Genomic DNA, 23326 nt, shown 5'->3' with positions numbered 1-23326 from the left:
TGATTTGTAGCATAAAAGAGGTTTGGTTGCATGGGCGTTCACTTCGCTATCAACATGGACGCTTCGGGACACAAGTAGCCCTACGAACGGCTTGGTCGCCTCCATTTTTGGTTAGCGCGCTGCCCGAAGGTCGAGCGCTCGATGCCACGGGCTTCTTTGCTGCTCTTCTCCATCATGCTCATGATAGCATGATCGTCATCTGTCGGACTGGCCCGGCGCGATGGAAATACGGCCCCAGGAGAACAGCGTCCCCGAAGGCACGAAGGTGATAAGCCGATCGAGCAACGGATCAGGTAGCGGGAAGACAAAGGAAACTATTACCGACGAGGCTGGACGAACAAGGGCGGGCCGTGGACGGAGTGCTTGCAGAATTGGCGCCGTTATCGCATGACGCGGAGGTTGCGTGTTCGACACATAAAAGCGGAGATTGAGCGGCATTTTTCAATTTTTGGCTTTAAAGTTATTGCGGGTTCATTCGTTGATGCTATTCCTGCGTGCAGCTGATTCTGTGTTGGGGATTATGGATGAAGAAGATCGTTCCTGTGCTTCTTTTGGCCTTGCTGAGTGCTTGTGCAAGACCGTCTGATGGTCCCACTGCAGGAAACATTAGGTCAGCAACTCTCCCAAATACCAACGAGAAGATTGCGGTCATCGATCTTGCGAATGCTCCTGCTTCGACATCGAACGCAAGTATCATGTCTTACTCTGCTGGCCCCGGTCTCGCAGCATTGCGGAACACAGGGTATAACGCTCAGCGTCTGAGGCGCGGAGACGTCGTCGATATCACCGTGCTCGATACGGGCGAAGATGGTCTTTTCTCGTCCACGCAGAGCAAGACGCTCAACCTTGGTCGATTCACCGTAGACCAAAACGGCAACGTCAATCTGCCATTCGTGGGTAGACAGAGGGTGATCGACTCCACGCCAGAGGGACTGCAGAACCAGGTTGTTGCAGGATTGAAGGGATCTGCCGTTAATCCGCAGGCGGTCGTGACAGTCGTCGACAAGCCGACAAGTGCTGTGATGGTCAGCGGGGCGGTCAAGACACCAGGCAAGATCGCTTTGACGGCGCGACAGGAACGGGTTCTCGATGCGATCAGCCAAGCGGGTGGCCCGGCAGTGGCGCCGGGGGCTGCGACGGTGACGATCGTTCGCGGTCAGCAGAGAGCAAGCGCAACCCTTGATCGGGTGATGCGTGAAGATCGACAGAATGTTCGTTTGTCGCCTGACGATCAAATCATGATTGACGGGGACGCATCCAGTTTTACGGCACTTGGCGCGTTCAAGAGCGCGGGCGAATTTCAATTCGAAACCGGCAAGTTGACGCTTGCCCAGGCGGTTGGTCGTGCAGGTGGTCTTCTTGATGATCGCGCCGACTCGCGCAATGTCTATGTCTTCCGCACTGAAGAGGTGCCGCTCCGCTCGGTCGGTCCGACTGCGTCCAAGGAACGTGCTGAAATTCTAACGCAGAAACGCCCTGTGATTTACCGTGTGAACATGCGTGACGCTTCCAGCATTGCGCTGATGCAGATGTTCCAGATGCAGAAGGGTGATGTTCTCTATGCCAGCAACGCGCCGCTTGTTGATGCCGCCAAGCTGTTGACGGTGTTCCAGAAGAGCGTACCGACAGCAGCAGCGCCTCAGCCGGGAAGCGCGAACTGAGCACGTTAGGCTAACCAGCCGGAAGGCGACAGCGCCGACTTTTAGCCTGATATAATGTCCAGAATCTCCCGAGCGCTTTGCGGTCGGTCTTCTGGACGCAACTGGCAGCATTGCTTTATCAATTCGCTCCAGATTGACCTCGGCGCATTTATTTTGCTTGCGAGCTTTTCGGCCAGCTTTCCAATGGCATAGATATCGTGAGAGGGATGGGCTTCCTCCCCTTGCAACTGCTCGGGGGCGGAGAATTCTGGCGATCCCGCGCGCTTTATGCCGATATCTCGATGCTTGGATCCTATCGGAATGGCGATGCCGAAGTCTCCAAGTAGCGACTGTTCGAAATCGTCTCCATGCAGGAAAATGTTGTTCGGTGTCACGTCACAGTGAACAAGCCCCTCTCGATGTATCGTGTCGAGTGCAAGGAGAACGCTTCTCACGATCGTTGAGGCTTCTTGTTCATTGAGCAGTTGCTCTTGTGATAGAGAAGCAAGCGTGAGCGGACGCCATGGCATTACTAATCCCGGTCTGCCGTCCTCTAGACGCAACAATGCTGATGTCTCGAGGATGTTGGGATGCCTGAAACGCAGTCCCATTTCTGCCTCTCGACGCAGAGATTGTGCAATAACAATGTCGTCGCGACAAGTTGGTCGCAGCGTCTTGAGCGCGTGCGACGTGCCGAGATCGATATGGCGCAGATGCAGGACTTCTGTGCGTTCGCTCGTGAAGGTGACCGTCTCGACAAGGAAGGTGTTTGCGATCCGGCCGAAGTTTTGCGCGTTGATCGTGGATGCGTTTCGGTCGAGCGCGTTGCGGATCTGGTCGAGCAATTCCAACGCATCCTGGGGTGGGCGCAGGCCTTCGTTCCCCTGCTGAATGGCGCGCCAGAGATCGGCATAACGCTGCGCTACCAGGCCCTGATCATTGCTGCTATCTCGGCACACGGTCGTGCCCAATCACGATGGCGCTGATATTGTCTCTTGCGGTCTCGATCAGCGCTTCCTGTATGAGCGCTTCGGCGCAGTCCTCGATCTTGGTTTCGGAGAGAAGTTCAGCGACCACGCGTTCCTTCAGTTGCTGGACGAGCGGAAAACTGCACAGCAGTAACCTGTCGCTCCACCCCCAGTTTTCCCGAATAATGTCGGGCCGGAATTGCTGCGAGTGCCCGATATATTGCGCCAAAGTTCTTTTCATTCCGACAATCACGTGGTCGCGTGTCAGCGGATGCATGGTTCCATCCCTCAAAAGATAGGCTCGCGCATCGCCCGACCACAAGACGGCGATCGTCTGATTGAAGATCGATGCCGCAACGACGCTTGCTCCCGGACGCAAAGCGCCTTCGCCGACCTGTCGGGACAGAAGGAGGCTGTTGACAGTACCGAGTTTCCCTCTGACCGTCTGTGGATCGACACTATGCTCGCTGCCTGCTGTCACATCGGCAAGAAGGTTTACGGTCAGCCGGGCTGCTTCGGCTGCCGCGTGGCCTTCTCCTATGCCGTCCGCGATGGCAAAGAGCGGAGGTTGACTGGATACGAAGAGCGAGTCCGCGTTGGCCGACAGTTTCGTGCCGGCATGCGTAGCATAGCTGTAGATGATCGAGGTCGACGTAACAGTTTTCGCTGCAAGCGGGAGAGCAACCGGCGCTTTGGGCGCAAGTGCCGGGGACTTGGCCGCGCCCACTTGCTGGTGCTTTTCGGAGTGAGGGGCAGGCTCTGGCGGAAGCTTGTTATCCTGGAAAAGCTTGATGAAATCTGCCGTGCCAGGCCTGCCGTCCAGCTTCACGCCCTTCGGGCGGCGGGTTTCCGCATCGATCTGCCACCAGAGGCTCGTCGGTTTGTCGCGGTTGTGTGTCGGAACTGGAGCATCATCGTCCTCCTTGGGTTTGGGGAGGCGAAGCCGCTTGATCGCTGTGGTGAAGCGGTGCATGTCGAAATCTTCGGCCATCGAGGTTTCAGCCAAAGCCTCTGCAGCCATGAACCAGGTTTCGTCAAGATAAAGCGTTCTTGGGTGCAGTCGAAATGTGGTAAGTTGCGCCAGAACCACCAGCGGATATCTTCGACCGACGCGGTCCCGGCTCGGTAGCAAGACGCCGACATAGGCGGCATCGCCCCACACGCCGATCTCGGAGATAAATCGCGTCGGCGGCGCGTTGGAAAAAACGGAGGACCAACGCGCACCGTATTGGTCGGCGCATGCGTGCATGCCAGCTCTTAGCCACTCATCCAGTCTTGTTATGAACTCACGGTCCAGGCCCTCGGAAATGAAATCTCCGTGGCTTGGTACTTTGCCGAAAAAGCCGATACGGTCGCTGTCCGACGCCGCAACGGCCGGCTTTGGATCTGGCTTAGTCATCAGCCAGGCGTGATCTGTCTTCGGTTGTTGCCGTCATTGCGCATGAAGTTCCTCTCCTTGATTGGTCTTCTCACCTCTGGTCAAAATTGCGTCGGGCAGGAAAATTGCGACAGCGCATCCAACCTGAAGGGGTTAAGGACAGATCCGAACTGAATGTCGAACTCCGCGGTCTGCCCTTCATTTTCGAAGCGCGCCCGGAGGATGTCGCCCGTCTGGGCCTCGATTGTCGCATTATCGAACAGCCGGAAGGGAGACCAATCGCCATTTTCGGTCTTCGCCTGCTGCCAGCCGCCTGGCTGAAATGCGATGCGAGACAGGTTGGCGGAATTCTCCTGAGAAGGCCAGTGGATCGATTTTGCCTGGATTGGACCGTGGTAATAAACCACCCGTTCCCCTTCAATTTCCAGCATGACAGCACTGGACTGCTCGCTGAGCGAGACCGGCTTCACATTGATCGAAACGACCGGCACCTCGCTGCCATTCGGGAAAAATGCCCGAGAAATTTTGTCGGCATTTTCGAACTGGGCGATGGCTTCACTGGGAATCCCCGCCGAGCCAAACGTGCCCTTCCAGCTCCACGGCGCCGTCGTCTTGTCGACGAAGGGCTCCATCCGCTGCTTGAAGAAAGTCTGGAAGACACCCTTCGGTCCGAAAAGCCTGGTAAAGTCCGCCATCGCCACATCTCTCGAGGATGCCCGGTCAAATGGGTATCGTCCGGCAACGACCGACGAGCACAGCGACGCAGAGTCCGAAGCCCAAAGATCGGCGATGCGGCTGCGGGCGGATTTCACCGCAAGTGATCCCACATCTGCCGCAATGCCAGCGATCCAGACGTCCAGCGGGGCAGGCAGTTGCCGCGCCTGTTGCAGCAGGTCCTGATTGGACTTGGTCAATTGACTGTCAACATCGAAGACCTTCGCCACCTCGTCCGAGGTGGTGGAAGAGCGTGCCAGCTGTTCGTTGAGTGTCTTCAGATTGGCGAGAAGTTGTTCGGATGGAGTACCGGCTGTCTTGTTCTCTGCCGACTGTGCGTCCGCTACCGAGGCCGCAGATTTTTCAGCCAGCATATCGCGCAGCCGTGCATAGGGATCGACGGCATTGACCGTCGCGGAAAGGATCGTCGCCGTTGCGTCGCCATCGGCAGTGGAGGCGAGCGTGGTAAGGTTCGCGCCGGCATTCGGCCGTAGATCGGTTGCATCGGCAATGGACTTGGCTGCCTCCACGACGATATTCCGGTCGTTTGCCAAAATCCGCGTGGTCTCGACGGCATCACCCAGCGTTTGCGATGGCTTCACCCGGATGTCCGAGAGCACATCCGCCCAGCGCTTTTCAAAGCGGTCGAAGTAGATCTGCAATGCGGCCTCAGCCACCTGTTCCACAGTCGCGCCACGCACGGCGTCATCCGAGCCTCGAACCCAGGCTTCGGAGAGCGCCACGCGCGAGGCATAGGCTACTTGCGGGATTACCACATTGCGATAGCCATCCGCCGTGAACAGACCTTCGATGCCGTCCACCATGGGTGTCTTGCTGCGGCGCTCGAAGGCGCGCTCTCCGAGCGGCCCGAAAGCTGCGGCTGGTGTCCACTCCGGCAGAGCCCGCGCTTGCGGCAAGCCTGCGAGGATGTCGTAGGCACGTGCGCTGACGCCCTGGTCCTTGATCGTCTCACGTGCCTTCGCAATCAATCGGGCATCGAGTTCGATGGGAGCGAGATTCCCATTGGCGAGGGCGCGGGCATGGTCATTAAGGGAGGCGCGCGCTGCCGCTCTCCCGTCGCCAGGATAAAGAGAAGCAAACATGTCTTCAGCCTGCACCGTCATGAAATCGCGATCCAGACCGCCAATCCCGCCCAGCATGCCGTACAGTTTCAGCGAATTGAACGTTCGCGTGACATCCTTCTCGTCCTCCAACTGCTTCTGCAATTGCACGATCATGCGCGGCAGAAGAAGGGCGTTGAGGGCGCGTTGATAGGCATCCCTCTGGCGTCCGGCGATCTTGTCCTTCTGATCGAGGCCAAAGCTGATATTCCACAGACGGTCCTTGGAAAAGCCAGAGCTGGCATCCCGCAGATTGTCCAAAGCGGGCATGATGCGCAGAAAATCCGCGTCGGACACATCCCGCACGGGAATGCCCTGCACCAGCCGTTCATAGGTGTCGAGCTTCTGATCCGCTTCGGCAAGCGCCTGGGTGTTTGAGTAATAGGTACTGATCCAACCGGTAAAGACGATCGCGGCGACAATTGCTGCTGCACCATAGGCCAGACGCCGAACCAGATGCTGGCGCCCCGACAGGCGCTTGTCGCGCATGACGAGCGCTGCTTCCGGGAAGATAACATCCTTGAACAGGCGTGACAGGAAGTAGCTTCGTCGCGTCCGCGTCGTTGCGATGTCCGTCTCTTCTTGGGTGCCCGAAGCAAAATAGACGCCGCGCAGAAGCGGTGCCTCGATGAGGGGGGAACTGGCACAAAGTTCATTTAATGCCTCGTGCAAGCGATCCTTCAACTTGGCAAGTTCTGCCGGGAAGCGGAAGATGCGCCCGCGGATCTCTGTATTCTGCTCCTGCTGCAGCCGCTCGATGAGCATGGCATCCACACGCTGTTGAAGAAGCTCGAATTCTTCAAGGAAGCGTTGGGGCAGAGACTGGGACGTGTAGCTCTCGTCCAGCTTGAAGGTCGTGCCCCATACCTGCTGGCGGTCAGTCTTGTTGAAGCCATCGAAGAATTCGACGAAACCATCCAGAAGGTCGGCCTTGGTCAGCACGAGATAAACAGGGACGCGCGCATGGAGATATTCGTCGAGCTCGGACAGGCGCTGGCGCAGCGAACGAAGTTCCTGCCGCTGTTCTTCCGGATCGCGGGTCAGAAGATCGTGGATCGATAGCGTCACCAATGCGCCGTTGATCGGCTGCGAACGGCGGTAGCGACGAAGCAGATTGAGGAACCCCTCCCAGCCGGCTTTTGAAGACCCATCCAGATCATCCTGCGTCGTATAGCGACCGGCGGTGTCGATCAGGATCGCTTCGTCGGAGAACCACCAATTGCAGTTTCGCGTTCCGCCAACGCCCCGGACCGCGTTTTCTCCAATTGCGTCACCCAAGGGAAATTGCAGGCCGGAATTTGTCAGTGCCGTGGTCTTGCCTGAGCCCGGAGCACCAAAGATCACATACCAAGGGAGATCGTAGATATAGCCGAAGCGCTTTTTGGTGATGCGGCGTAGAAGCGCCAGCGCTTCCTTAAGCCGCGTCTGGATTTCGCCGACTTCTGCGTTGCGATTGGCCAACGCCTCCTGCTCGAGACTGTCGATCAGTTCCTTGTCCTGTTTGCGGGCGCGCAAAAGAGCAATGGTGATATATACGACCCAGATGAGGAGAATGACGCCGATGGCGATAAGCCGCGCCTGCGTCGTGCCGAACGGTTTGAAATTGCCGAAGGCGACAAGATAGCCGTAGAACCAGATGACGACGCAAAGGGCAATGGCCCACAGAAGCGAGATGAAGCGACGCCCGACGAGCGAGGCATAGCTTTCGACATAAGCCCGGATTGTATAAAAGTAACTCAGCGGATTCATTGCTGGGCTCCTGGCTGCTGTCCCGGTGTCGTGGTGATGGTTGGCGAGAGAATGCCGGCGTCGCTCAGTTTCTCGTCTGGATTGGTCAGCACCATGATTTCAGTGCGGCGGTTCATCTCCCGTCCCTCGGACGTATTGTTGTCCGCGATCGGATCGCTGTCTGCGCGTCCCTCGGTCAGGATTGCTTCCGGGCCGGTAAATTGGGCAAGAAGATCGCCGACGGCTTTTGCGCGCGCTTCGGATAGGTGCCAGTTGGACGGGAACTGAACGGTTTTGATTGGCACATTATCCGTGTAGCCGATGACCACGGCGCGGAATTTCTCGGCCGACAATGCCCCGCCGATGCGCTGGATTAGATCGCGGAACTTCGGGCTCACCTCGGCGCTGCCCGTCTCGAAGAGGCCGGAATTGTTGATGCGAACTCTCAGACGTCCGTTCACTTCGGCCAGCGTCACCAGCTTCTGCTGGACTTCCGGCTCGAGGAACTCCATCAGCTTTTGAAGCCGAGTTGGCTCAGGCGGCTTTATCACTGGCGGTGCTTCGGCGACCTTCGGTGCTTCCTCCTTAGCTTGAGGCGGTTCGGGCGGGGCAGCCGGTGCTGCAATCAGCACGCTCGGTGTTTGGGTTGGCGGCAGCTTGGCGAGGCGTTCGAATGTCGCATCGGAGGCGTCGTTGAGTGACAGCGTGAAGAAGAGATAGCCAAGTGCAAAGGCGAGTGCCAAAAGCGAAAGCAAGGTCCACAGCGCCGACATGGTTTTCAAGGGCGTATGCCGGGCTTCCACGCCCTGCCAGTGGGGGGAAAGTTCGCGTTCGAACACGCCATATTGGCCGATCAGTGTCTTATAGAGACTGTCACGGATGCGGGCGAGTTCCAGTGCGCCTTTGGGAGAAACACGGGTGCGTCCTTCGAATGCAAGCGAAAGGCACAGATAGATCAGCAGCAGCAGGTCCTTGTTGGCGCCAGGCGACTGATGGAAATGATCCAGAATATCGAAGACCCGATCGCCGCCCGTCACGTCGTTGTGGAAGGTGGAGACGAGGCCTGAGCGCGCCCAGCCAGCCCTGACACCCCAGGGCTTGCTGAGGATCACGTCGTCCACCGTGGCGCAGACGACATAGTGGGCGGCTCTGGCACGTTCAGGGCTGATCCGAGCAGACGCAAGGTCGCGTTCATAGCGCGTAATGGCTTCGAGGCAAGCGCGGCGTAGATGGTCCGGATCCGGCTGCACATCGCTGAAACGAAGCACGTGGGCAAGGTTGAGCAGCGGCGCGGCAGATTGCACCAGTGTCGGCACCTCCTCTCCGCCGAAACGGAAGTTCGACAGCAGAGAATCGATCGGCAATGCGCCCTTTTCGCCGTGCGGTCGCTCGACCGGGTCGGTGGGCTCGATGATGTCGTCAAGCAACGCCGCCATATTGCGGGAATTCTGGTTGCGTTGACGGCTTTCCTCGGTAATTTCCACCACCGTCGGCAGATCCTGCCATGAGGAGGACTTTTGGTCACTCATTCGCGTAACGCCCACATTTCCATCTCAAGTCCGGGGAAATCGCCTGCCAGATGCAGAGCGATTGCGCCGGATGTCTCGAGTTGTTTCCACAAGGGTGCCTTGGTATCGATTTCGAAATAGATGGTACCGGAGCGATAAGGGAGCTGGCGTGGCAGGACCGGCAGCGAGCGCACCGGAATACCGGGCAGCGCAACATTGACCAGCTCCGAGATCCGCTCGACCGGCCCGACCTTGATCTGCGCTGGCAGCCGGCGGCGAATGTCTTCTGCTGGCATGTCGGCCCGCACCGCAAGCACGAAGCCTGCATCGCGGAGAAGCCCGCGGTCGTGGATCGTTCCAACCCGTACGCCATGGCGACGCTCGACGAGCTCGATTGCGACGGCGGCCTGTTCGAGTACCGCAGAGAGCGATGCTCGCAGGTCATCGAAGACAGCGGCAAAACTGGCTTTCAGATCGTCATGGCGGTAGGGCAGAAAATCCGTGGCGCGCTTCTTCTCCGTTGTGAAGGTGGCAAGCTCGCCGGCGAGCTGGAGGCACTCTTCGTAGAAGCGGATCGGATGCATACGCGTGGCGTTAGCCGCAAGATGGGCCAGCAGCGGATCGGCGCGATTCAGGATTTGCAGTAGAAAGTAATCGCCGACTTCCGCTGTGCCACGGATCGTTGGGTCGCCGATCCGTTCGGAGATTGCCTGGGCGCGATGGCGAACGATGCCGAGAAGCTCCGTCATCAACTCATTCAGGCGGGATGACGCTGCGCAATTGAGGCTAGGCGGGATAAAATCTGGATCAAGAATGACGGCACGATCGGATCGCACTTCGATGACGCGCGCCAGTCCTATCAGATCATAGCCGGAGACATCGTCGCCGGTCTTGAGGAATTTCAGGCTGAGGCGACCGACATCGATCGGCGCGACGAAATCGGTATCCACATTGGCGTCCGTCGCCTCGTAGCTCGAGGCGACGAAACGAACACTGTTGGTCTCAGGCCTCGGAATCGATGACATATCGGCCTTACCGGGTCGGCGGGCCGGAAGCGCCAGATAGAGGGTGGCGTTCTTGACCGTCTCGTCCAATTCCAGGGGAGGAGGAAGGTCGGTATCTCCCGGAGCTTCGAATGGTGTGCCGTCAGGTAGTATCCCTCGAATATTCGAAAGCGCGAACTGGCCGATCGCAAGCGCGCTGCGGTCCACGCCGACTTCCGCGATGCCCCAAGGATAGGCTGAAAGGTTGCGCGTCGTGTTGCGCACCAATCGCTCGGTCCAGCGATCGGACTGCTGGAAATGTTGAACGCGAAGGAACATTCCTTCGCTCCAGGCAACGCGATTCTCATGCCTCATCTTGCTTGCTCATCCCCTGATACTGTGATTTTTTGCTCGTCGTATCGTCCAGCTCCATGGCCTCTCCAAGCGCGGCGCGCTGTAGGAATTGCCGGACCGACAACTGGCGTCCGTTTTCTTCGAATTGCTTTTTGTAGAAGGCCCAATAGTCTGGTCCGGAAAGTATGCCTCGCCAGTCTTTGCGCTCGATCTTTGAGCGTAGATCGTTGCCGAGATCGGCTTTCGCCTCCAACAATCTCGGTTCCAGCCTTTGCGTGGAGACACGCATCAGATTGTCGAGTGAGATTGAAAGAAGTCTCTGTTGTCGCACCAGTGTCTCGAGCCGTGCAGCCACACTGGTATGTTCCACATGGCCATCCAGCTCATCCTCAATGCCGAGGGCTGCGAGGCTGTCTGCACACGCCTTCTCCAGTTGTGAGATGAGTTCAGTGAGACCGCTGTCGGACGGTAAGGCAACGGATTCCACGGGTTCGGCACCGAGCACCTGATCAGGCTCGGTAAAAATGGTGTCGAAGTCGTCACGCGTTGGGGTGACGGGCCGTGAGACCTTGACCGGAGTGTTCAGAGCATCCGTATGCTCGTGCCTGCTGCTTTCCGCCGGCGCTTCATTCCAATCGTCCGGCAGGATGGCTCCAATGCCCGTAGACGAGGGCGGCCCGCTCCAGCCGATCTCCACATTGCGGGAGATCGATTTCCCCTTTTTGGGGACATTGTAATTGATGTCATCCTGCCAGTCGTCATTGGCGATAGCGTTACCAAGCACTCCGCTGGCCGAGCGCCCCGCCGGCGCGATATCGGAAAGAATGGCGGAGATCGTCAATTGTTCGTCGCTGACCCTCAACGCCTGGTCAGGATCGCCGAAATCCATGTCCGGTTCGCCCATAATGGCGACTTCGAAGGTTTGGCTGCCGATATCGATCCGCGAGCCGTTATTTAAGGGCGCCGATTGGCCTTCGAGCAGCAATCGACCATCGACCATTGTGCCATTCGCGCTCTGATCGATGATGGAGAAGCGCTGCCCCTCGCGGATCAGGGTGCAGTGAAGCTTGGAGACGCGCCGTTCGCCATCAACGATTTGCCAGTCGCAGTCGTTGGATCGGCCGAGCATGCGCTTGCCGTGTTCGAAACTCCAGCGCGACGGCTGGAAGCGGCCATCCGGTTGCTTTTCCTTCAGCACCAGTTTCATGCTTTAGCCCCCAAACGATCGAGCGCAATACCCTCGCGTTCGGTCACGATCGCATCCGCGCTGTCTTTGTCCGCAGGTGCTATGCGCGCCCAGCTATTCCAGCCAAGCCGTGCGGGCGTATCTGACTGGCCGAGCTGACAGAAGGGGATATCTTCTTTTCTCAGGATCACCTGCACATCGAATTCGAGTGCGCTGCCGGTGAAAAGCCGCGTCAACGCGAAGATTTCCGAGAGACGGTGGGAGCCGGGCGAAAGCGCCAGATAATCGGCGTAGCCGACCGGCCCGATGACGATCCGGAAACCGCCGGCGAAATCCTCAATACTGCTTCCGGCTGTCGTGTTCTGCCCCAAAAGGAGCCCGCCGTGCTGGCCCAACTGGCTCTGCTCATGGCTTGGGATCGATACCCACCGGCGCCGGAACTGTTTGACCTTAACAGGTAGCCCCGTGAACTCACAAAGTATCGAGGTCAGCCCCGTTGCATTTCTGGTGCGGTTAGCAAGCAGGCCGCTGAAGCGAAGCAACACATCCTGCTTCACGCCGGCTTTTTGTGCGGTACCCATTGTGCCGAAGCCCGTCAGGGACAGTAGCGTCCTGCGAAATGCACTTGCTTTGTGATTGTCCGACCAGCGAAGTCCGCGTGCCAGCCGGTATTTTTCCGTCGCAGAAACAAAGAGTTCACTGAAACGGGTAGCAAATAGGTTGAAGAAGCTGGCAAGCGCCTTGGAGCGATTGCGCTCTTCTCGCTGAAGGAGTTCATTATAGGCGGGAGGCAATGAGCCGAGCGGTCCGACGATAGGAGCAAGTGCGGAGCGCAGGTCCGCATCCGCACCCTTTTTGCGGAAGCCACCGACGAAAGCCGTGATAGGGCTCGTCCCGCCGTGCGCGCCGACAGTCAGTTTCTCGGCGTCGGCGATGTGCTGTGCCACACGAAACGCCGTGGATGGATCGAAACGACCGGGATCGCGGCTGAGGAGCGTTTCCTGTTTTTGCTTGAGGCTTTCTGCTTGGGTTTGCATGGGCTCTCCTAAAGCAGCGGGCGATCTGCCGCGCGCGCAGGCCATCGGGCAATCGGCTCGGAATGGCCACGCATGGTCACGGTCAGGCGCGTAAAGCTGTTGATGGAGGTATAGAGACCAAAGAAATGGTTGAGAACATTGGCAAAGACATAGGCTGCTGCCCTGTCGATCAGCGATGGATCGAACTCTACCGTGACATCCGTTCCCGGCACCATAGCGGAACCAAGTCGCGCGTGGGAATTTTGCGCCTCGACGTTGGAAATTGAATCGACCAGCTGACGCGTTTCGGGCGAATCCCGAAAGGCATAGAGCGACAGAATGTCTTTTAGCGGCGCGCCACCATTGTCGAACAGAGAGAGATGGTTCAGCAGGAGGTGAGAGATCAGGCGCCATTCGCGAGCGGTCCGCTCGTTCATGCGGATGGCGGGTGTCGGCGGCATCAGCGCGTTGATCGATTGAACTGCCTCGTTACCGGCAGAGAGTTGCAAGTAGGGGTGTCCGCCGCCGAAGGGCAACTGGCTCGGCAGCTCGCGGTTGATGCACAGCGTATCGACACTGGCGACAATATCGATTGGCCCTAGCGGTCCGCGCTTCTCGTCGACAAAGGCAATATCGGTGTCGGAAGAAGCATCATCCTCATCGAAGCGGCGGTAGGTTTGCCAGAAGACATTCGAACCGTTGCTTTTCTGCGTACGGCCAAAGAACGGTGATGTCTTCTCGACCTGCCCGTCGCGGGTTGTGAGTTGAACACTCTCAACCGAGTAGATTTCGCGCGTGCGCTGACGGCGCGCGTCGGGCAAGAGGCGATACTCCGTCCTCGTCCCGTCTAGGCTCAAAGGCTCGCAGCTTTGCTGAAAGAGATTGATGACTGGCGATGCGTTCAGCACCAGATCCTTGGCTGAGACCATGCGCTCAAGCCTAGCATCTGCGGTCTTCAAATAGATGTAGAGCTCGCAGTCGCCACCGGGCCAGCGGTCGAGCCCGTCAATGTCGATGAACAGGAACTTTTGCGGTAGCGCAAAGAATTCCGTGAGGAGACGGTAACCATCAAAGCTGTTTGGGGGATAGGGCAGCATGGCTTGGTCGCGCGCAAAGCCGGAAGGTTTTAGATTGTTCGCAGGAAGGAAAACCGCCTGCGGATCATCCGCATGGCGTGCCAGCGCCAGTCCGACGCAATTATTGGCGAGCAATTCATAGAGCGCTGTCGCTTGTTGCCAGGCCGAGGAAATGAACAGTTGTAGCTTCGCGAGCCCCATTTCCTGAAATGTAGAGGGCCTCGGAGAGGTGGTACGCAGTGAGATCCGCAAGCAGCTCGCTGCACCTGCCGACGCGGTTGAAAACGGCGCATCGATAGGTTGGCCGGAAAGCGTTGCTCCAGAGATGGCAAGAGGCGTGATTTCAACATCCTGCGTGGTGCGGAAGCGGCAGCTTTCGCCATTAATGGGCTCTGCCAGAATCTCACTATGGCGCGCGAGCCTCTGAACCGTCGCAAGTGTAGCGCCTGGCTCGAACTGCACGACACTCATGGACGGCAGCGGCGCCAAATAATGGGGGTAAAGCGTTTCGAGCAGACTGTCGGAAAGCTCAGGAAATTCATCATCCAGCTTTTGACGCACGCGCGCGGCGGAATAGGCAAAGCTTTGGATCAAGCGCTCGACATGAGGATCGTCGGCGACATCTCCTGTCATGCGCAACCGTCCGGCGATTTTGGGAAAGGCCGCCGCAAAGCGTGATGCCCGCTTTCTCAGCGCATAAAGCTCATCATTGTATTTATCGAGAAAACCATCAGCCATTGGTGGTCTCCACGAGGAAACGCTGTGTCGATGGATCTATCTTCGATTCAAAGCTGATCGGAGGCATCCCCTCATGCAGCCGAAACGTTGCCTGGATCCTCATGCGCAAGGCGCGCTCGCCCTCCATACGGTTCTTTAGGATCGTAACCCGTACATCGGAGAGGCGGGTCTCGAACATGGAGATGCGACGCTCGATGCTTTGCGCAAGCTTATCCTTGGAGGCATCCGTCACAAGATTCGCCGACAAGACGCCGTCCATGCCATAGGAAACCAGTGCGTCATTAAGTTCTTTAAGCGCGCCCGGTGGGCCCGAGGGATTTCGGCGGGTGTTGAGAAGTGCCTCAAGGTCGCGGCGTATCACTTCACGCATCTCCCTAACTTGATCCGAGAGGCTGACAAGCGGATCGGCCTCCATGTCGGGCGCATCGTCCAGCAGCCTGTCCAGCAAGGAGCGGGATAGGGTTCTCTGCTTCGGCCGATATTGCTCCAGCGGATCAACCACGCGCGGATTTCCTTTCACTTGCCTGGGGTGCCGCGGAAATTCTTGTGATCTCGTGGAATGGCACGAGGTCGTCGCCGATCAACAGGCATCTCTGACCCTCACCCGTGACAAGTGGGCTGCTTTCCTCGTCCCAGCGTGTCTCTCGGCCAAGCAGCAGAACAGCCGCCTTGTCCGTCCCGTGATAGATCGCGGGCAAAAGCACCGATGCCACGGCGCCATCCTTGAGCGTCAGCTCGCCATCGCGATAAGCGAGGTCGCGCGGACGCGTCATCGGCCCGATCGTGAGAGTTTCAATGCGGTCAAACCCGATCCACAGATACCTGCCACCATTGGTCAGAACTTCAAGTGCATGCGGAACACGATCGTCAAGGTCACGGATATCACTGGCCTTTTTGCCATTGACGACGATCGATACGTCGCCTCGTTTCTCATCCAGCTCGCTCAAGGCGTCAGCGGCTTCGATAATGTTGCTCTCACGTGCGGCGATATTCGCCTTGATCGCCAGTTGATCGAGTTCACTTGGTCCGCCAGGGAATTCCGGTACGGCGGCGTTTTCGAACCATGCGTCCCGCGCCGCCATGGCGCGCAACTGCTGGCGCAACAGCGAAAATCCGACACTGTCCTGCGGCGAGAAGGTCGCAGCCAGGTTACACTGCGCGTCGGCCTTTTCGTAATCGCGGACCAGAATTAAAAGATCGATGTAGAGGTGTCTGGCCTCCTTGTCGGACGGTGACGATTTGACCTGATTCCTCGCGAGTTCAAGGGCGGTCGCGACCTGGTTCTCGTCAAGAAGATCGGAAATGTCGGCGCGCAATGTCATGCGGAGATCCTCTTAGGCTCGGCCGGTGTCCACGATGGGGACGCAGACGGTACCGCCGTCTCGGCGATCAGATGGAAGCTGGTGGAAACATCATCCAGCTGGAAGTGCGGCTGGATACGCACGGTACAGGAGAAACTTCCGGGTTTGCCGGGGATCTCGAAGACGCTGATGCCAGCCGAGCGAAGTGGGTAACGTGTTCTCAGCGCCACCTCAGCATCATCGTTCCCGAGCGTGTAGGATGACAGCCAGGTTTCGAGTTTGCGTTCGATCGCGGTTGCGTCGCTAAGTTGACCGATATCGTCACGCATGATGACTTTGAGATAATGCGAGAAGCGGGAGGCACAGAGCACATATTGCAGCATGGCGGCAATACGGGCGTTCTGTCGTGCGCTTTCGCTTGAGTAATGCCCTGGCGCATGCAGCGATTGGTTGGCATTGAAGATTGCCACGCTGGACAAATACGTGGTGGAGATAGGGACGAGTCCGAGATCGGAAAATTGCTGCTCCTGGCCCGTCGACAGTTGCACCTCGACCGGTGGCTGCGCGGAGAGCCCATTGCTTTCCAGCCCGAAGTCCAGTGGTGGCAGTTGATAGGGGGAGAGCATTCCTCCATCAACCGTGTCCTGCGTGACACCACGGATGTCGGCAAACCAGCCGCTATCGATGAAGTTTCGCACGACGACCGTGCCGAAGGCGAAGGCTGGATTGCCCCACAGAAGTGTCGTGCCGTCTTCGGCGATATGTTCCTGGAACGGGAAGGGATCGCTGCGGCGTCGCGAAAAAGGCCGATAGGGCGATCGCAACAGAATGCGCGGGGCGACGAGGCCGATGAAGCGGGAGTCGTCACGGGCACGCAGCGCGTTCCATCTCAGCCGGGATTTTTCCTGTCGAAGCCAGGAAAAATCATGGACCCTGCTCATCTCTGAGAAATCCTGCAATCCGACGGCTTCGGGAGAACCGGCGGCGATGAAGGGGCAGAAGGCAGCGGCTGCGACCATGCCGATCTGCGAAAGTGCCGTCACGCAGTCGACACCGTCCCTGGTATCCGGCGAGAAGGCGTAATCTCCGATCAACAGGCCGATCGGTTCGCCACCCGGCATGCCGAATTCCCGGTTGTAGACGATCTCGAACAATTGGCTCTGGTCGAAGTCGGTTGCTTTTTCGAGGTTGCGGGCAAGCTCCCTCCAGCTGGCATTCAACAGCTTGACCTTTACCTCATCGCTGCGCGATGCCTCACGCACGATCATGGCAAGCCCGCGCCATCTCGCTTCCATCGCTTGGAACTCGCGATGGTGCAAAATCGCATTGACCTGCTCGTTCAGCGCCTCGTCAATAAAGGCGATGAGCTGATCGACCAGACTGCGGGTGTCCGTGAAGGACCTTGGCGCCATGAGCAACGCTCCGAGGAATGCTGTGGACATATGGCAGGCATATGTCCAGCATGGTTCAGTTCTTGGACGGAATGCGAGCGACCATGCGAAGCGAGGTCGTGAGTTCTTCCATCTGCAACCATGGGCGCATCCACGCCACCGCGTTATAGGCACCCGGTTTGCCTGGAACTTCCTGAACGGTCACCTTTGCCTCACGCAGCGGATATTTGGCACGGCTCTCCTCGCCCGCCTGCTCGTTGGCATTGACGTAATTGGAAATCCAGCGATTGAGCCAGACTTCACAATCGGAAGCTTCCATGAAGGAGCCGATCTTGTCGCGACCCATGACCTTGAGATAATGGGCGAAACGAGAGGTCGCCATGATATAGGGCAGGCGAGCCGACACGGCGGCATTGGCAGTTGCCTCCGGCCGGTCGTAAAGCTTCGGCTTATGGGCCGTCTGGGCGCCAAAGAACACGGCATAATCAGTGTTCTTGTAGTGGCAGAGCGGCAGGAAGCCGAGCTTGCCGAGTTCGGCATCGCGACGGTCGGTAATGCCGACTTCGGTCGGGCATTTGAGGTCCAGATCGCCGTCATCACTGGAGAACACATGCATGGGCAGATTTTCAACCTTGCCGCCATTTTCCGCACCGCGGATTGCCGTGCACCAGCCATGCTTGGCAAAAGCATCGGTCAGCTTGGTCCCCATGACGTAAGCGGCATTCATCCAGCAGTATTCGTCGTGTTTCAGGTCGCCATTCGGCGCTCCTCTTGTTTCGTCGTAGTTGAACTCGTCAACCGGGTTGGTCTTTGGGCCATAGGGCATGCGCGCCAGCACACGGGGCAGGGCGAGCGTCACGAAGCGGGAATCGTCGCTTTCGCGGAAGCTGCGCCATTTTGCATATTCCACCGTGTCGAAAATCTTTTCGAGATCACGTGGACGCGCGAGATCGCGATAATCCTCGAAGCCGAACATTCGCGGGCTTGCTGCCGAGATGAAGGGTGCGAACGCCGCAGCCGCAATGGCGGACACACCTTGAAGCGTTTGGACATCATCAAAAGAGTTGTCAAACTCGTAGTCGCCGATGATGGCGCCGATCGGCTCGCCGCCCGGCGTACCGAACTCGTCTTCATAGATCGATTTGAAGAGGCGGGACTGATCGAACTCCACTGCCTTTTCCAGGTCGCGGGAGATTTCCCGTTTACCGGCATTCATCACGCGGATCTTGAGATTTACGCTCGTCTCGGAATTCTTGACGAGGTAGTTCAGCCCGCGCCAAGTCCCCTCCAGTTTGGCAAATTCCGGTGCCTGCATGATTGCCGCTAATTGCTCCGAAATTGTTTTGTCGAGTTCGGCAATCGCGTGATTTAGCGTGACCGTCAGGTTGCGGTCGTATTTGACCGTTCCCTTCAAGGCTTGGTCGGTCAGTGTGCGCAGCAGATTTTGCGCGCGGTCCGGTTCGGTTTGCCTGGTGGCGGCAACGACTTTGGACAGCAGTCCGTGGTCTTCGGCGGTTGTGGCCTGTGTCTCGTTTTTCAGCAGGCTTTCGGCGCTCATATCTCAATCCTTCCACTTGCGGCCGGTGCCGCCGCTTGAACCGTTCAAATCCCCGGTCGTGGGGCTGTTCGAAAATTCTGATGGCGCGCGATTACTCAGCAGCACCGTTCTTTTCCTTCAGTTCCGAAACCAGCTTTGCCAGGTCTGTCTTGTTCTGCAGGATGTCTTCCAGCATGCGCTCAAGATCTTCGGAGCGATCGGCCTTTGACAGGAGATCGCGAAGTTCGTTTCTGGCATCCAGAAGCGCCTTTAGTGCCGGCACCTGTTGAACAATGGAGCCGGGTTCGAAGTCTTCCATGCTTTCGAACTTCAGATTGACCTGAATGTCGCTACCATCCTTCTCTAACGTGTTGGGGACCGAGATATTCAGGCCGGGCGTCATGCGACGCATCACCTCGTCAAAATTATCCCGATCGACCTGGACAAACTTGCGCTCGCCAAAAGGTTTGAGTGGCTGAGTGGGATTGCCCGAAAAGTCGCCGAGGACGCCCACGACGAAGGGCAACTCCTTGACCACCATGGCGCCTTCCGTTTCCACCTCATATTTGATGTGGACGCGCGGCTTACGAACTCGCTCCAGCTTTTCATGAACACTTGCCATCTAGACCTCCTTCATGCGTATCCGCATGGTTGATTGAGAAGAGCACAGCATCTGTACCCGGTTCATTGGTTCCCATTGCTCTCGCCGCCAGGCTTGATGCCTGCTGCGGTGAGGACAGCATTGCGGGCCTGAGCTTCGGGAAGAAGTTCGGCGAGCAGTTCTGAAAAATCCATGCGCCCCCTGCGAACCAATGTCTCGATTGCCAACGAAATTGGTGAATGCGGTTCAGTTCGACGGAAATAACGCGCAACCAGAAGAAGAGTTTCAAACGCCTCATCGCGAGACCCAATGCCCTCTGGGTTGAGAGAAGGCGAGGGGCGTGTTGCGATGGGGGTGGATGCATCATCGTTGATTGCCGCGGGCTCCGTCCCATCGATCTGGGTTTGATCTGCATCGCGGCCACCAAGAGCACGGATAGCGGCTGCCGCTTCGATCAGCACATTGCGGATATTAGAGCTTGGCGGCGCGTACTGACCGCAACGCTCCGTCAAAAGCCGCATCAACCGGTCGAAGATCGAAAGGCAGCCATTCACCTCCGCGAGATGGGCCGTCATCGCGGCGCTCCCTGCCTCCGTGGCGGCCCGATAAAGCTCTTCTTTGAGCGCCGTTTCATTTGGTCGCTGAGCAAGCTGAAAGTCCCACAGGCTGTTTTCGCCAAACTTTTTTCCCGGAACGAGGGACGTGAGCCGCAACGGTTGAACGAGTGAGCCCTCGCTCCCGATGCCGTTTAATCCGGCAAAGGGAGCAAACTTGTCTTCCTCGCTATCGTCGTCGATCGAATAAATATTTTCCCAATGGTTGTGAAAAATATGCTCGCATATCTCGTAAACCTGACGCAAACCGGCGAAGCCCTCGAGCCTGAGCTTTGCTTCCATCAGCCAGGCCAAGATCTCGACATCGAGGCTTTCCGAATATATAATCTGCAATCCAAGATTGTTTACGTTCTCCCAGTTATTGGAGACTTTCAAAACCTCTTGAGGCGATACAGTACGTTCTTCTGCACGCGCTTGGTTTCTTTCGTCCTTTATCTTGTAATATAGTTCACGAGTTCTCGTATTGACGCGAATATTTTCTTCGCAATCTCCCGAAAACTCTAAAGTACCTATGTCCGATGTCGCGTCCAAATGCAGTTTTTCCTCTAGTAAATGTAATAGTTTTATGACGCCATCTTCCGTAACGTAAGGATATTCATCAATCAGACTTTAGACAGACTTCTTCAAAATGTGTCTAAATTGCGGCATCTACGTTTTAAGCTGCGAAATAAAAAAATCAACTTCTGGCTAGACAAGCCGGTTTCATCATCTTAATTGTACTACGCAACGTTGTGGATTGACCAAGGGCAGGAGGCACTTTGCATGTCGCATATCGATCTCAATCGCCTCATCGGAGCGCTTGAGCCTGAGCTGCGCGTAGCCTTGGAAGCTGCTGCTTCGGTTGCAGTGAGGATGGGTCACCGTTACGTCGATGTTCCTCACTGGCTGAAATCGGTTGCAGAATCTGAGAAGTTTGTTGGTGTCCTCGACGAGTTGAGTATTCCGCGTCAGAGTTTTCTGGCGGAGATTGATCGTAGCCTTGAGGATGCCGTCGTCGGCAATGGAGAGGATCTCTCGCTGTCGCAGAACGTGCTCGCAGCGGGTCGAGAAGCTTGGCTGCTAGCGTCGCTCGAGGCTGGCCGTAAGCACGTCGTGCTGGCCGATCTTCTTTTGGCACTCGACGAGGAGGAATCCCTTAGAACCCTCGTTCGGTCCACTTTACCATCTTTAAAAAGCATGGATCGCAACGCTCTTCAGAGACTGCGGAGCGTTGAGGATGACGCTCACACAGGCAAGGCAGAGCTGCTTGAGGACGGTAAGGTGCGCTCTGCCGAGCAGAACGAGTTCCTGCGTCTCTATACCCAGGACATGACCGCTGATGCACGCGGTGGCCGGATTGATCCGGTCATCGGGCGTGATGATGAGCTGCGCCAGATTGTGGATATCCTAACGCGGCGCAGGCAGAACAATCCCATCCTTGTTGGCGAGGCGGGCGTTGGAAAGACGGCTGTGGCGGAAGCCCTCGCACTTGAGATTGTTTCCGGCAATGTCCCCGAAAAACTGAAGAACGTCAGGCTGCTGACGCTTGATCTTTCGCTCCTTCAGGCAGGAGCGGGCGTCAAAGGCGAATTTGAGCGTCGGCTCCACGGCGTGATCGACGCGGTCAAGAAATCGGTTGAGCCAATCATCCTATTCATCGACGAAGCGCATGGGCTCATTGGCGCCGGCGGTGCTGCAGGACAAGGCGATGCAGCCAATATTCTCAAGCCCGCGCTTGCGCGTGGAGAGGTGAGAACGATTGCCGCTACTACGTGGAGCGAATTCAAGAAGTATTTCGAGAAAGACGCTGCCTTGACCCGGCGTTTCCAACCCGTGCATGTTCGCGAGCCGGATGAAGCGACAGCAATCCGCATGTTGAGAGGTGTGGCGGACACTTTCGTCAAACATCATGACGTTATTGTTCGAGACGATGCGATCGTTGCGGCGGTGCAGCTCTCAGCGCGTTATCTGCCTGCGCGTCAGCTCCCCGACAAGGCGGTCAGCCTGCTGGATACGGCCGCAGCGGCGGTTTCTCTCGCCCGGCAAACCTTGCCGGAGAAGCTGCGCGCCCTGACAAGCGAGCGTAGCCTTCTCATGATTGAGCTGGATTGGCTGAAGCGTGAACCAGCCAGTGATGAATTGGCAGCGCGTATGGTAGCGATAGAGGAGACGATCGCTTCTGTCGGGCAGCAAATCGACGAATTGCAGGCGCGCTATGATCTTGAGATGCGGGAACTCCTTGCATCGGAAGAACCAGATAAGAAGCTGACCCAGTCGAACGTCGCGCCTCTAAGGCTTGCCTCTTTGAAGTCAGAGGCCGATAAACTTGTCCCCACCGTGGTCGACCGTGAGGTCATAGCATCGGTGGTATCGCGTTGGACCGGCATTCCGCTTGGCAAGCTGCTTGCAGACCAGATCGACAGTGCGCGAACACTCGATGATCGGATGAAGCTGCGGGTCATTGGACAAGACGCGGCAATCAATAGAATTGCCGACGCCATGCGTGCTGCCCGCGCAGGATTATCCGATCCACGACGTCCCCCTGCGGTTTTCTTCCTGGTCGGCATGTCCGGTACCGGCAAGACGGAGACAGCTTTGTCACTGGCCGATCTCCTCTACGGCGGCAGCAACCACCTCACGACCATCAACATGTCTGAGTTCAAAGAGGAGCACAAAGTCTCGCTGCTCCTCGGCTCGCCTCCCGGCTATGTGGGATATGGTGAGGGAGGTGTGCTGACAGAGGCCGTGAGACGTCGTCCTTTTGGCGTTCTTCTGCTCGACGAAATCGACAAGGCGCATGCGGGTGTTCAGGATATCTTCTACCAGGTCTTCGACAAAGGTGTTCTTCGAGACGGCGAAGGCCGCGATGTGGATTTTAAGAACACGACAATCGTTTTGACCGCCAATACCGGATCGGAATTGTTGTCGGCGCTTGCTGCGGATCCTGAGACGATGCCCGAAGGCGAGGCCCTGGAAGCGCTGCTGATGCCGGAACTGACGAAGCAGTTCAAGCCAGCCTTTCTTGGTCGCACGATCATTCTGCCATTCATGCCCTTGGGAGCCGAACAGCTCTCAAGGATTGTCGACATTCAGATCGAAAAAATCCGCGATCGGGTCAGGGCGACCTACGGCGCGGAGTTGTCGCTCTCCGAAACGGCGCGGGCGGCATTGGTCAATAAGGCGGACTCCAGCGACATCGGAGCGCGCGCAATCGAAATCATGATGGGCAAGGATCTCCTGCCACCCCTTTCCAGCTTCTTCCTTGAGAGGGTTGTTGCCGGTGAAAAGGTAGGGATGGTCACTGTCGATTTTGACGGTAGGCGGTTCGGCGTTCATGCCGAAGCGGCTGGGGAAACGGGCGATTTCACTTCGGCAGATACTGCCGGGGTGGATGAAGTTGTCGCATCCAAAGGGGCAACCCGGCGTGTGCGGCGTCAGGTCGAAAGGTAACAGGGCCTCGGAGCAAGAGGTCGTTTCAAACAGGAGCTTACAG

The 23326-nt window shown here is 57.4% G+C and carries 16 protein-coding genes; 2 read left to right on the top strand and 14 right to left on the bottom strand.

All coding sequences use genetic code 11. The features are described 5' to 3' along the window. Positions 1-524 precede the first annotated feature (524 nt). Entirely contained in the window at positions 525-1661 is a 1137-nt protein-coding gene (locus AC07U5_RS14005; RefSeq protein ID WP_494723360.1) for a polysaccharide biosynthesis/export family protein, read from the top strand. 41 nt (positions 1662-1702) lie between these two features. On the opposite strand, the gene AC07U5_RS14000 is transcribed toward AC07U5_RS14005, so the two are convergent. The 14 genes from AC07U5_RS14000 to tssA form a co-directional block, all read right to left on the bottom strand. Next, entirely contained in the window at positions 1703-2611 is a 909-nt protein-coding gene (locus tag AC07U5_RS14000; protein WP_312807970.1) for a protein kinase domain-containing protein, read from the bottom strand. Continuing rightward, entirely contained in the window at positions 2586-4007 is a 1422-nt protein-coding gene (gene tagF, locus AC07U5_RS13995; protein WP_494723359.1) for a type VI secretion system-associated protein TagF, read from the bottom strand. Before tagF ends, AC07U5_RS14000 begins: the two co-directional genes overlap by 26 nt. 80 nt (positions 4008-4087) lie before the next feature. Next, complete coding sequence (gene tssM / locus AC07U5_RS13990; protein ID WP_494723358.1) at positions 4088-7570, bottom strand: type VI secretion system membrane subunit TssM; 3483 nt, start codon at positions 7568-7570, stop codon at positions 4088-4090. After that, positions 7567-9078 carry a type VI secretion system protein TssL, long form gene (tssL, locus tag AC07U5_RS13985; protein WP_333630288.1) on the bottom strand — a complete coding sequence of 504 codons (1512 nt, stop codon included), beginning with the start codon at positions 9076-9078 and terminating at the stop codon, positions 7567-7569. The genes tssM and tssL overlap by 4 nt, the downstream gene beginning before the upstream one ends. Continuing rightward, on the bottom strand, positions 9075-10415 hold the full coding sequence (gene tssK / locus AC07U5_RS13980) for a type VI secretion system baseplate subunit TssK (protein WP_343107326.1): 1341 nt from the start codon (positions 10413-10415) through the stop codon (positions 9075-9077). Before tssK ends, tssL begins: the two co-directional genes overlap by 4 nt. After that, positions 10405-11601 carry an FHA domain-containing protein gene (locus AC07U5_RS13975; RefSeq protein WP_448745924.1) on the bottom strand — a complete coding sequence of 399 codons (1197 nt, stop codon included), beginning with the start codon at positions 11599-11601 and terminating at the stop codon, positions 10405-10407. Before AC07U5_RS13975 ends, tssK begins: the two co-directional genes overlap by 11 nt. Further along, positions 11598-12617, bottom strand: a complete 1020-nt coding sequence (tssG, locus tag AC07U5_RS13970; RefSeq protein WP_494723357.1) for a type VI secretion system baseplate subunit TssG — start codon at positions 12615-12617, stop codon at positions 11598-11600. The genes AC07U5_RS13975 and tssG overlap by 4 nt, the downstream gene beginning before the upstream one ends. An 8-nt stretch (positions 12618-12625) precedes the next feature. Then, a complete protein-coding gene (gene tssF, locus AC07U5_RS13965) occupies positions 12626-14410 on the bottom strand; it encodes a type VI secretion system baseplate subunit TssF (protein ID WP_494723356.1) in 1785 nt (594 codons plus the stop codon). Then, positions 14403-14912 (bottom strand): type VI secretion system baseplate subunit TssE, encoded by a 510-nt coding sequence (gene tssE, locus AC07U5_RS13960; RefSeq protein ID WP_494723355.1) that lies wholly within the window; start codon positions 14910-14912, stop codon positions 14403-14405. The genes tssF and tssE overlap by 8 nt, the downstream gene beginning before the upstream one ends. Continuing rightward, entirely contained in the window at positions 14905-15732 is an 828-nt protein-coding gene (locus tag AC07U5_RS13955; protein ID WP_440599178.1) for a type VI secretion system accessory protein TagJ, read from the bottom strand. Before AC07U5_RS13955 ends, tssE begins: the two co-directional genes overlap by 8 nt. Then, entirely contained in the window at positions 15729-17123 is a 1395-nt protein-coding gene (gene tssC / locus AC07U5_RS13950) for a type VI secretion system contractile sheath large subunit (RefSeq protein WP_062597841.1), read from the bottom strand. The genes AC07U5_RS13955 and tssC (AC07U5_RS13950) overlap by 4 nt, the downstream gene beginning before the upstream one ends. Positions 17124-17178: 55 nt before the next feature. Next, the gene (tssC, locus tag AC07U5_RS13945) at positions 17179-18660 is read right to left on the bottom strand and encodes a type VI secretion system contractile sheath large subunit (protein WP_062442626.1); all 1482 of its coding nucleotides are present in this window, start codon (positions 18658-18660) and stop codon (positions 17179-17181) included. A gap of 91 nt (positions 18661-18751) precedes the next feature. Continuing rightward, positions 18752-19261: a type VI secretion system contractile sheath small subunit gene (gene tssB, locus AC07U5_RS13940; protein WP_062426856.1), complete on the bottom strand. Its 510-nt coding sequence runs from the start codon at positions 19259-19261 to the stop codon at positions 18752-18754. A gap of 62 nt (positions 19262-19323) precedes the next feature. After that, entirely contained in the window at positions 19324-20385 is a 1062-nt protein-coding gene (gene tssA, locus AC07U5_RS13935; RefSeq protein ID WP_494723354.1) for a type VI secretion system protein TssA, read from the bottom strand. A gap of 231 nt (positions 20386-20616) precedes the next feature. Between tssA and tssH the strand changes: the two genes are divergently transcribed. Then, positions 20617-23283 carry a type VI secretion system ATPase TssH gene (tssH, locus tag AC07U5_RS13930; RefSeq protein ID WP_494723353.1) on the top strand — a complete coding sequence of 889 codons (2667 nt, stop codon included), beginning with the start codon at positions 20617-20619 and terminating at the stop codon, positions 23281-23283. Positions 23284-23326: the final 43 nt, after the last annotated feature.

This window comes from Agrobacterium sp. GW821-FHT02D03 (genome assembly GCF_059421725.1).
The sequence above is the reverse complement of the archived record's forward strand: the minus strand, read 5'-3'. Positions and strand labels throughout refer to the sequence as shown.

Coding starts and splice junctions, on each gene's coding strand:
- tssH (WP_494723353.1), top strand. CDS start 20,617: ATGTCGCATATCGATCTCAATCGCCTCATCGGAGCGCTTGAGCCTGAG.
- tssF (WP_494723356.1), bottom strand. CDS start 14,410: ATGGCTGATGGTTTTCTCGATAAATACAATGATGAGCTTTATGCGCTG.
- tagF (WP_494723359.1), bottom strand. CDS start 4,007: ATGACTAAGCCAGATCCAAAGCCGGCCGTTGCGGCGTCGGACAGCGAC.
- tssG (WP_494723357.1), bottom strand. CDS start 12,617: ATGCAAACCCAAGCAGAAAGCCTCAAGCAAAAACAGGAAACGCTCCTC.
- tssK (WP_343107326.1), bottom strand. CDS start 10,415: ATGAGGCATGAGAATCGCGTTGCCTGGAGCGAAGGAATGTTCCTTCGC.
- AC07U5_RS14005 (WP_494723360.1), top strand. CDS start 525: ATGAAGAAGATCGTTCCTGTGCTTCTTTTGGCCTTGCTGAGTGCTTGT.
- AC07U5_RS13975 (WP_448745924.1), bottom strand. CDS start 11,601: ATGAAACTGGTGCTGAAGGAAAAGCAACCGGATGGCCGCTTCCAGCCG.
- AC07U5_RS13955 (WP_440599178.1), bottom strand. CDS start 15,732: ATGACATTGCGCGCCGACATTTCCGATCTTCTTGACGAGAACCAGGTC.
- tssM (WP_494723358.1), bottom strand. CDS start 7,570: ATGAATCCGCTGAGTTACTTTTATACAATCCGGGCTTATGTCGAAAGC.
- tssL (WP_333630288.1), bottom strand. CDS start 9,078: ATGAGTGACCAAAAGTCCTCCTCATGGCAGGATCTGCCGACGGTGGTG.
- tssC (WP_062442626.1), bottom strand. CDS start 18,660: ATGAGCGCCGAAAGCCTGCTGAAAAACGAGACACAGGCCACAACCGCC.
- tssC (WP_062597841.1), bottom strand. CDS start 17,123: ATGGCGCCAAGGTCCTTCACGGACACCCGCAGTCTGGTCGATCAGCTC.
- tssB (WP_062426856.1), bottom strand. CDS start 19,261: ATGGCAAGTGTTCATGAAAAGCTGGAGCGAGTTCGTAAGCCGCGCGTC.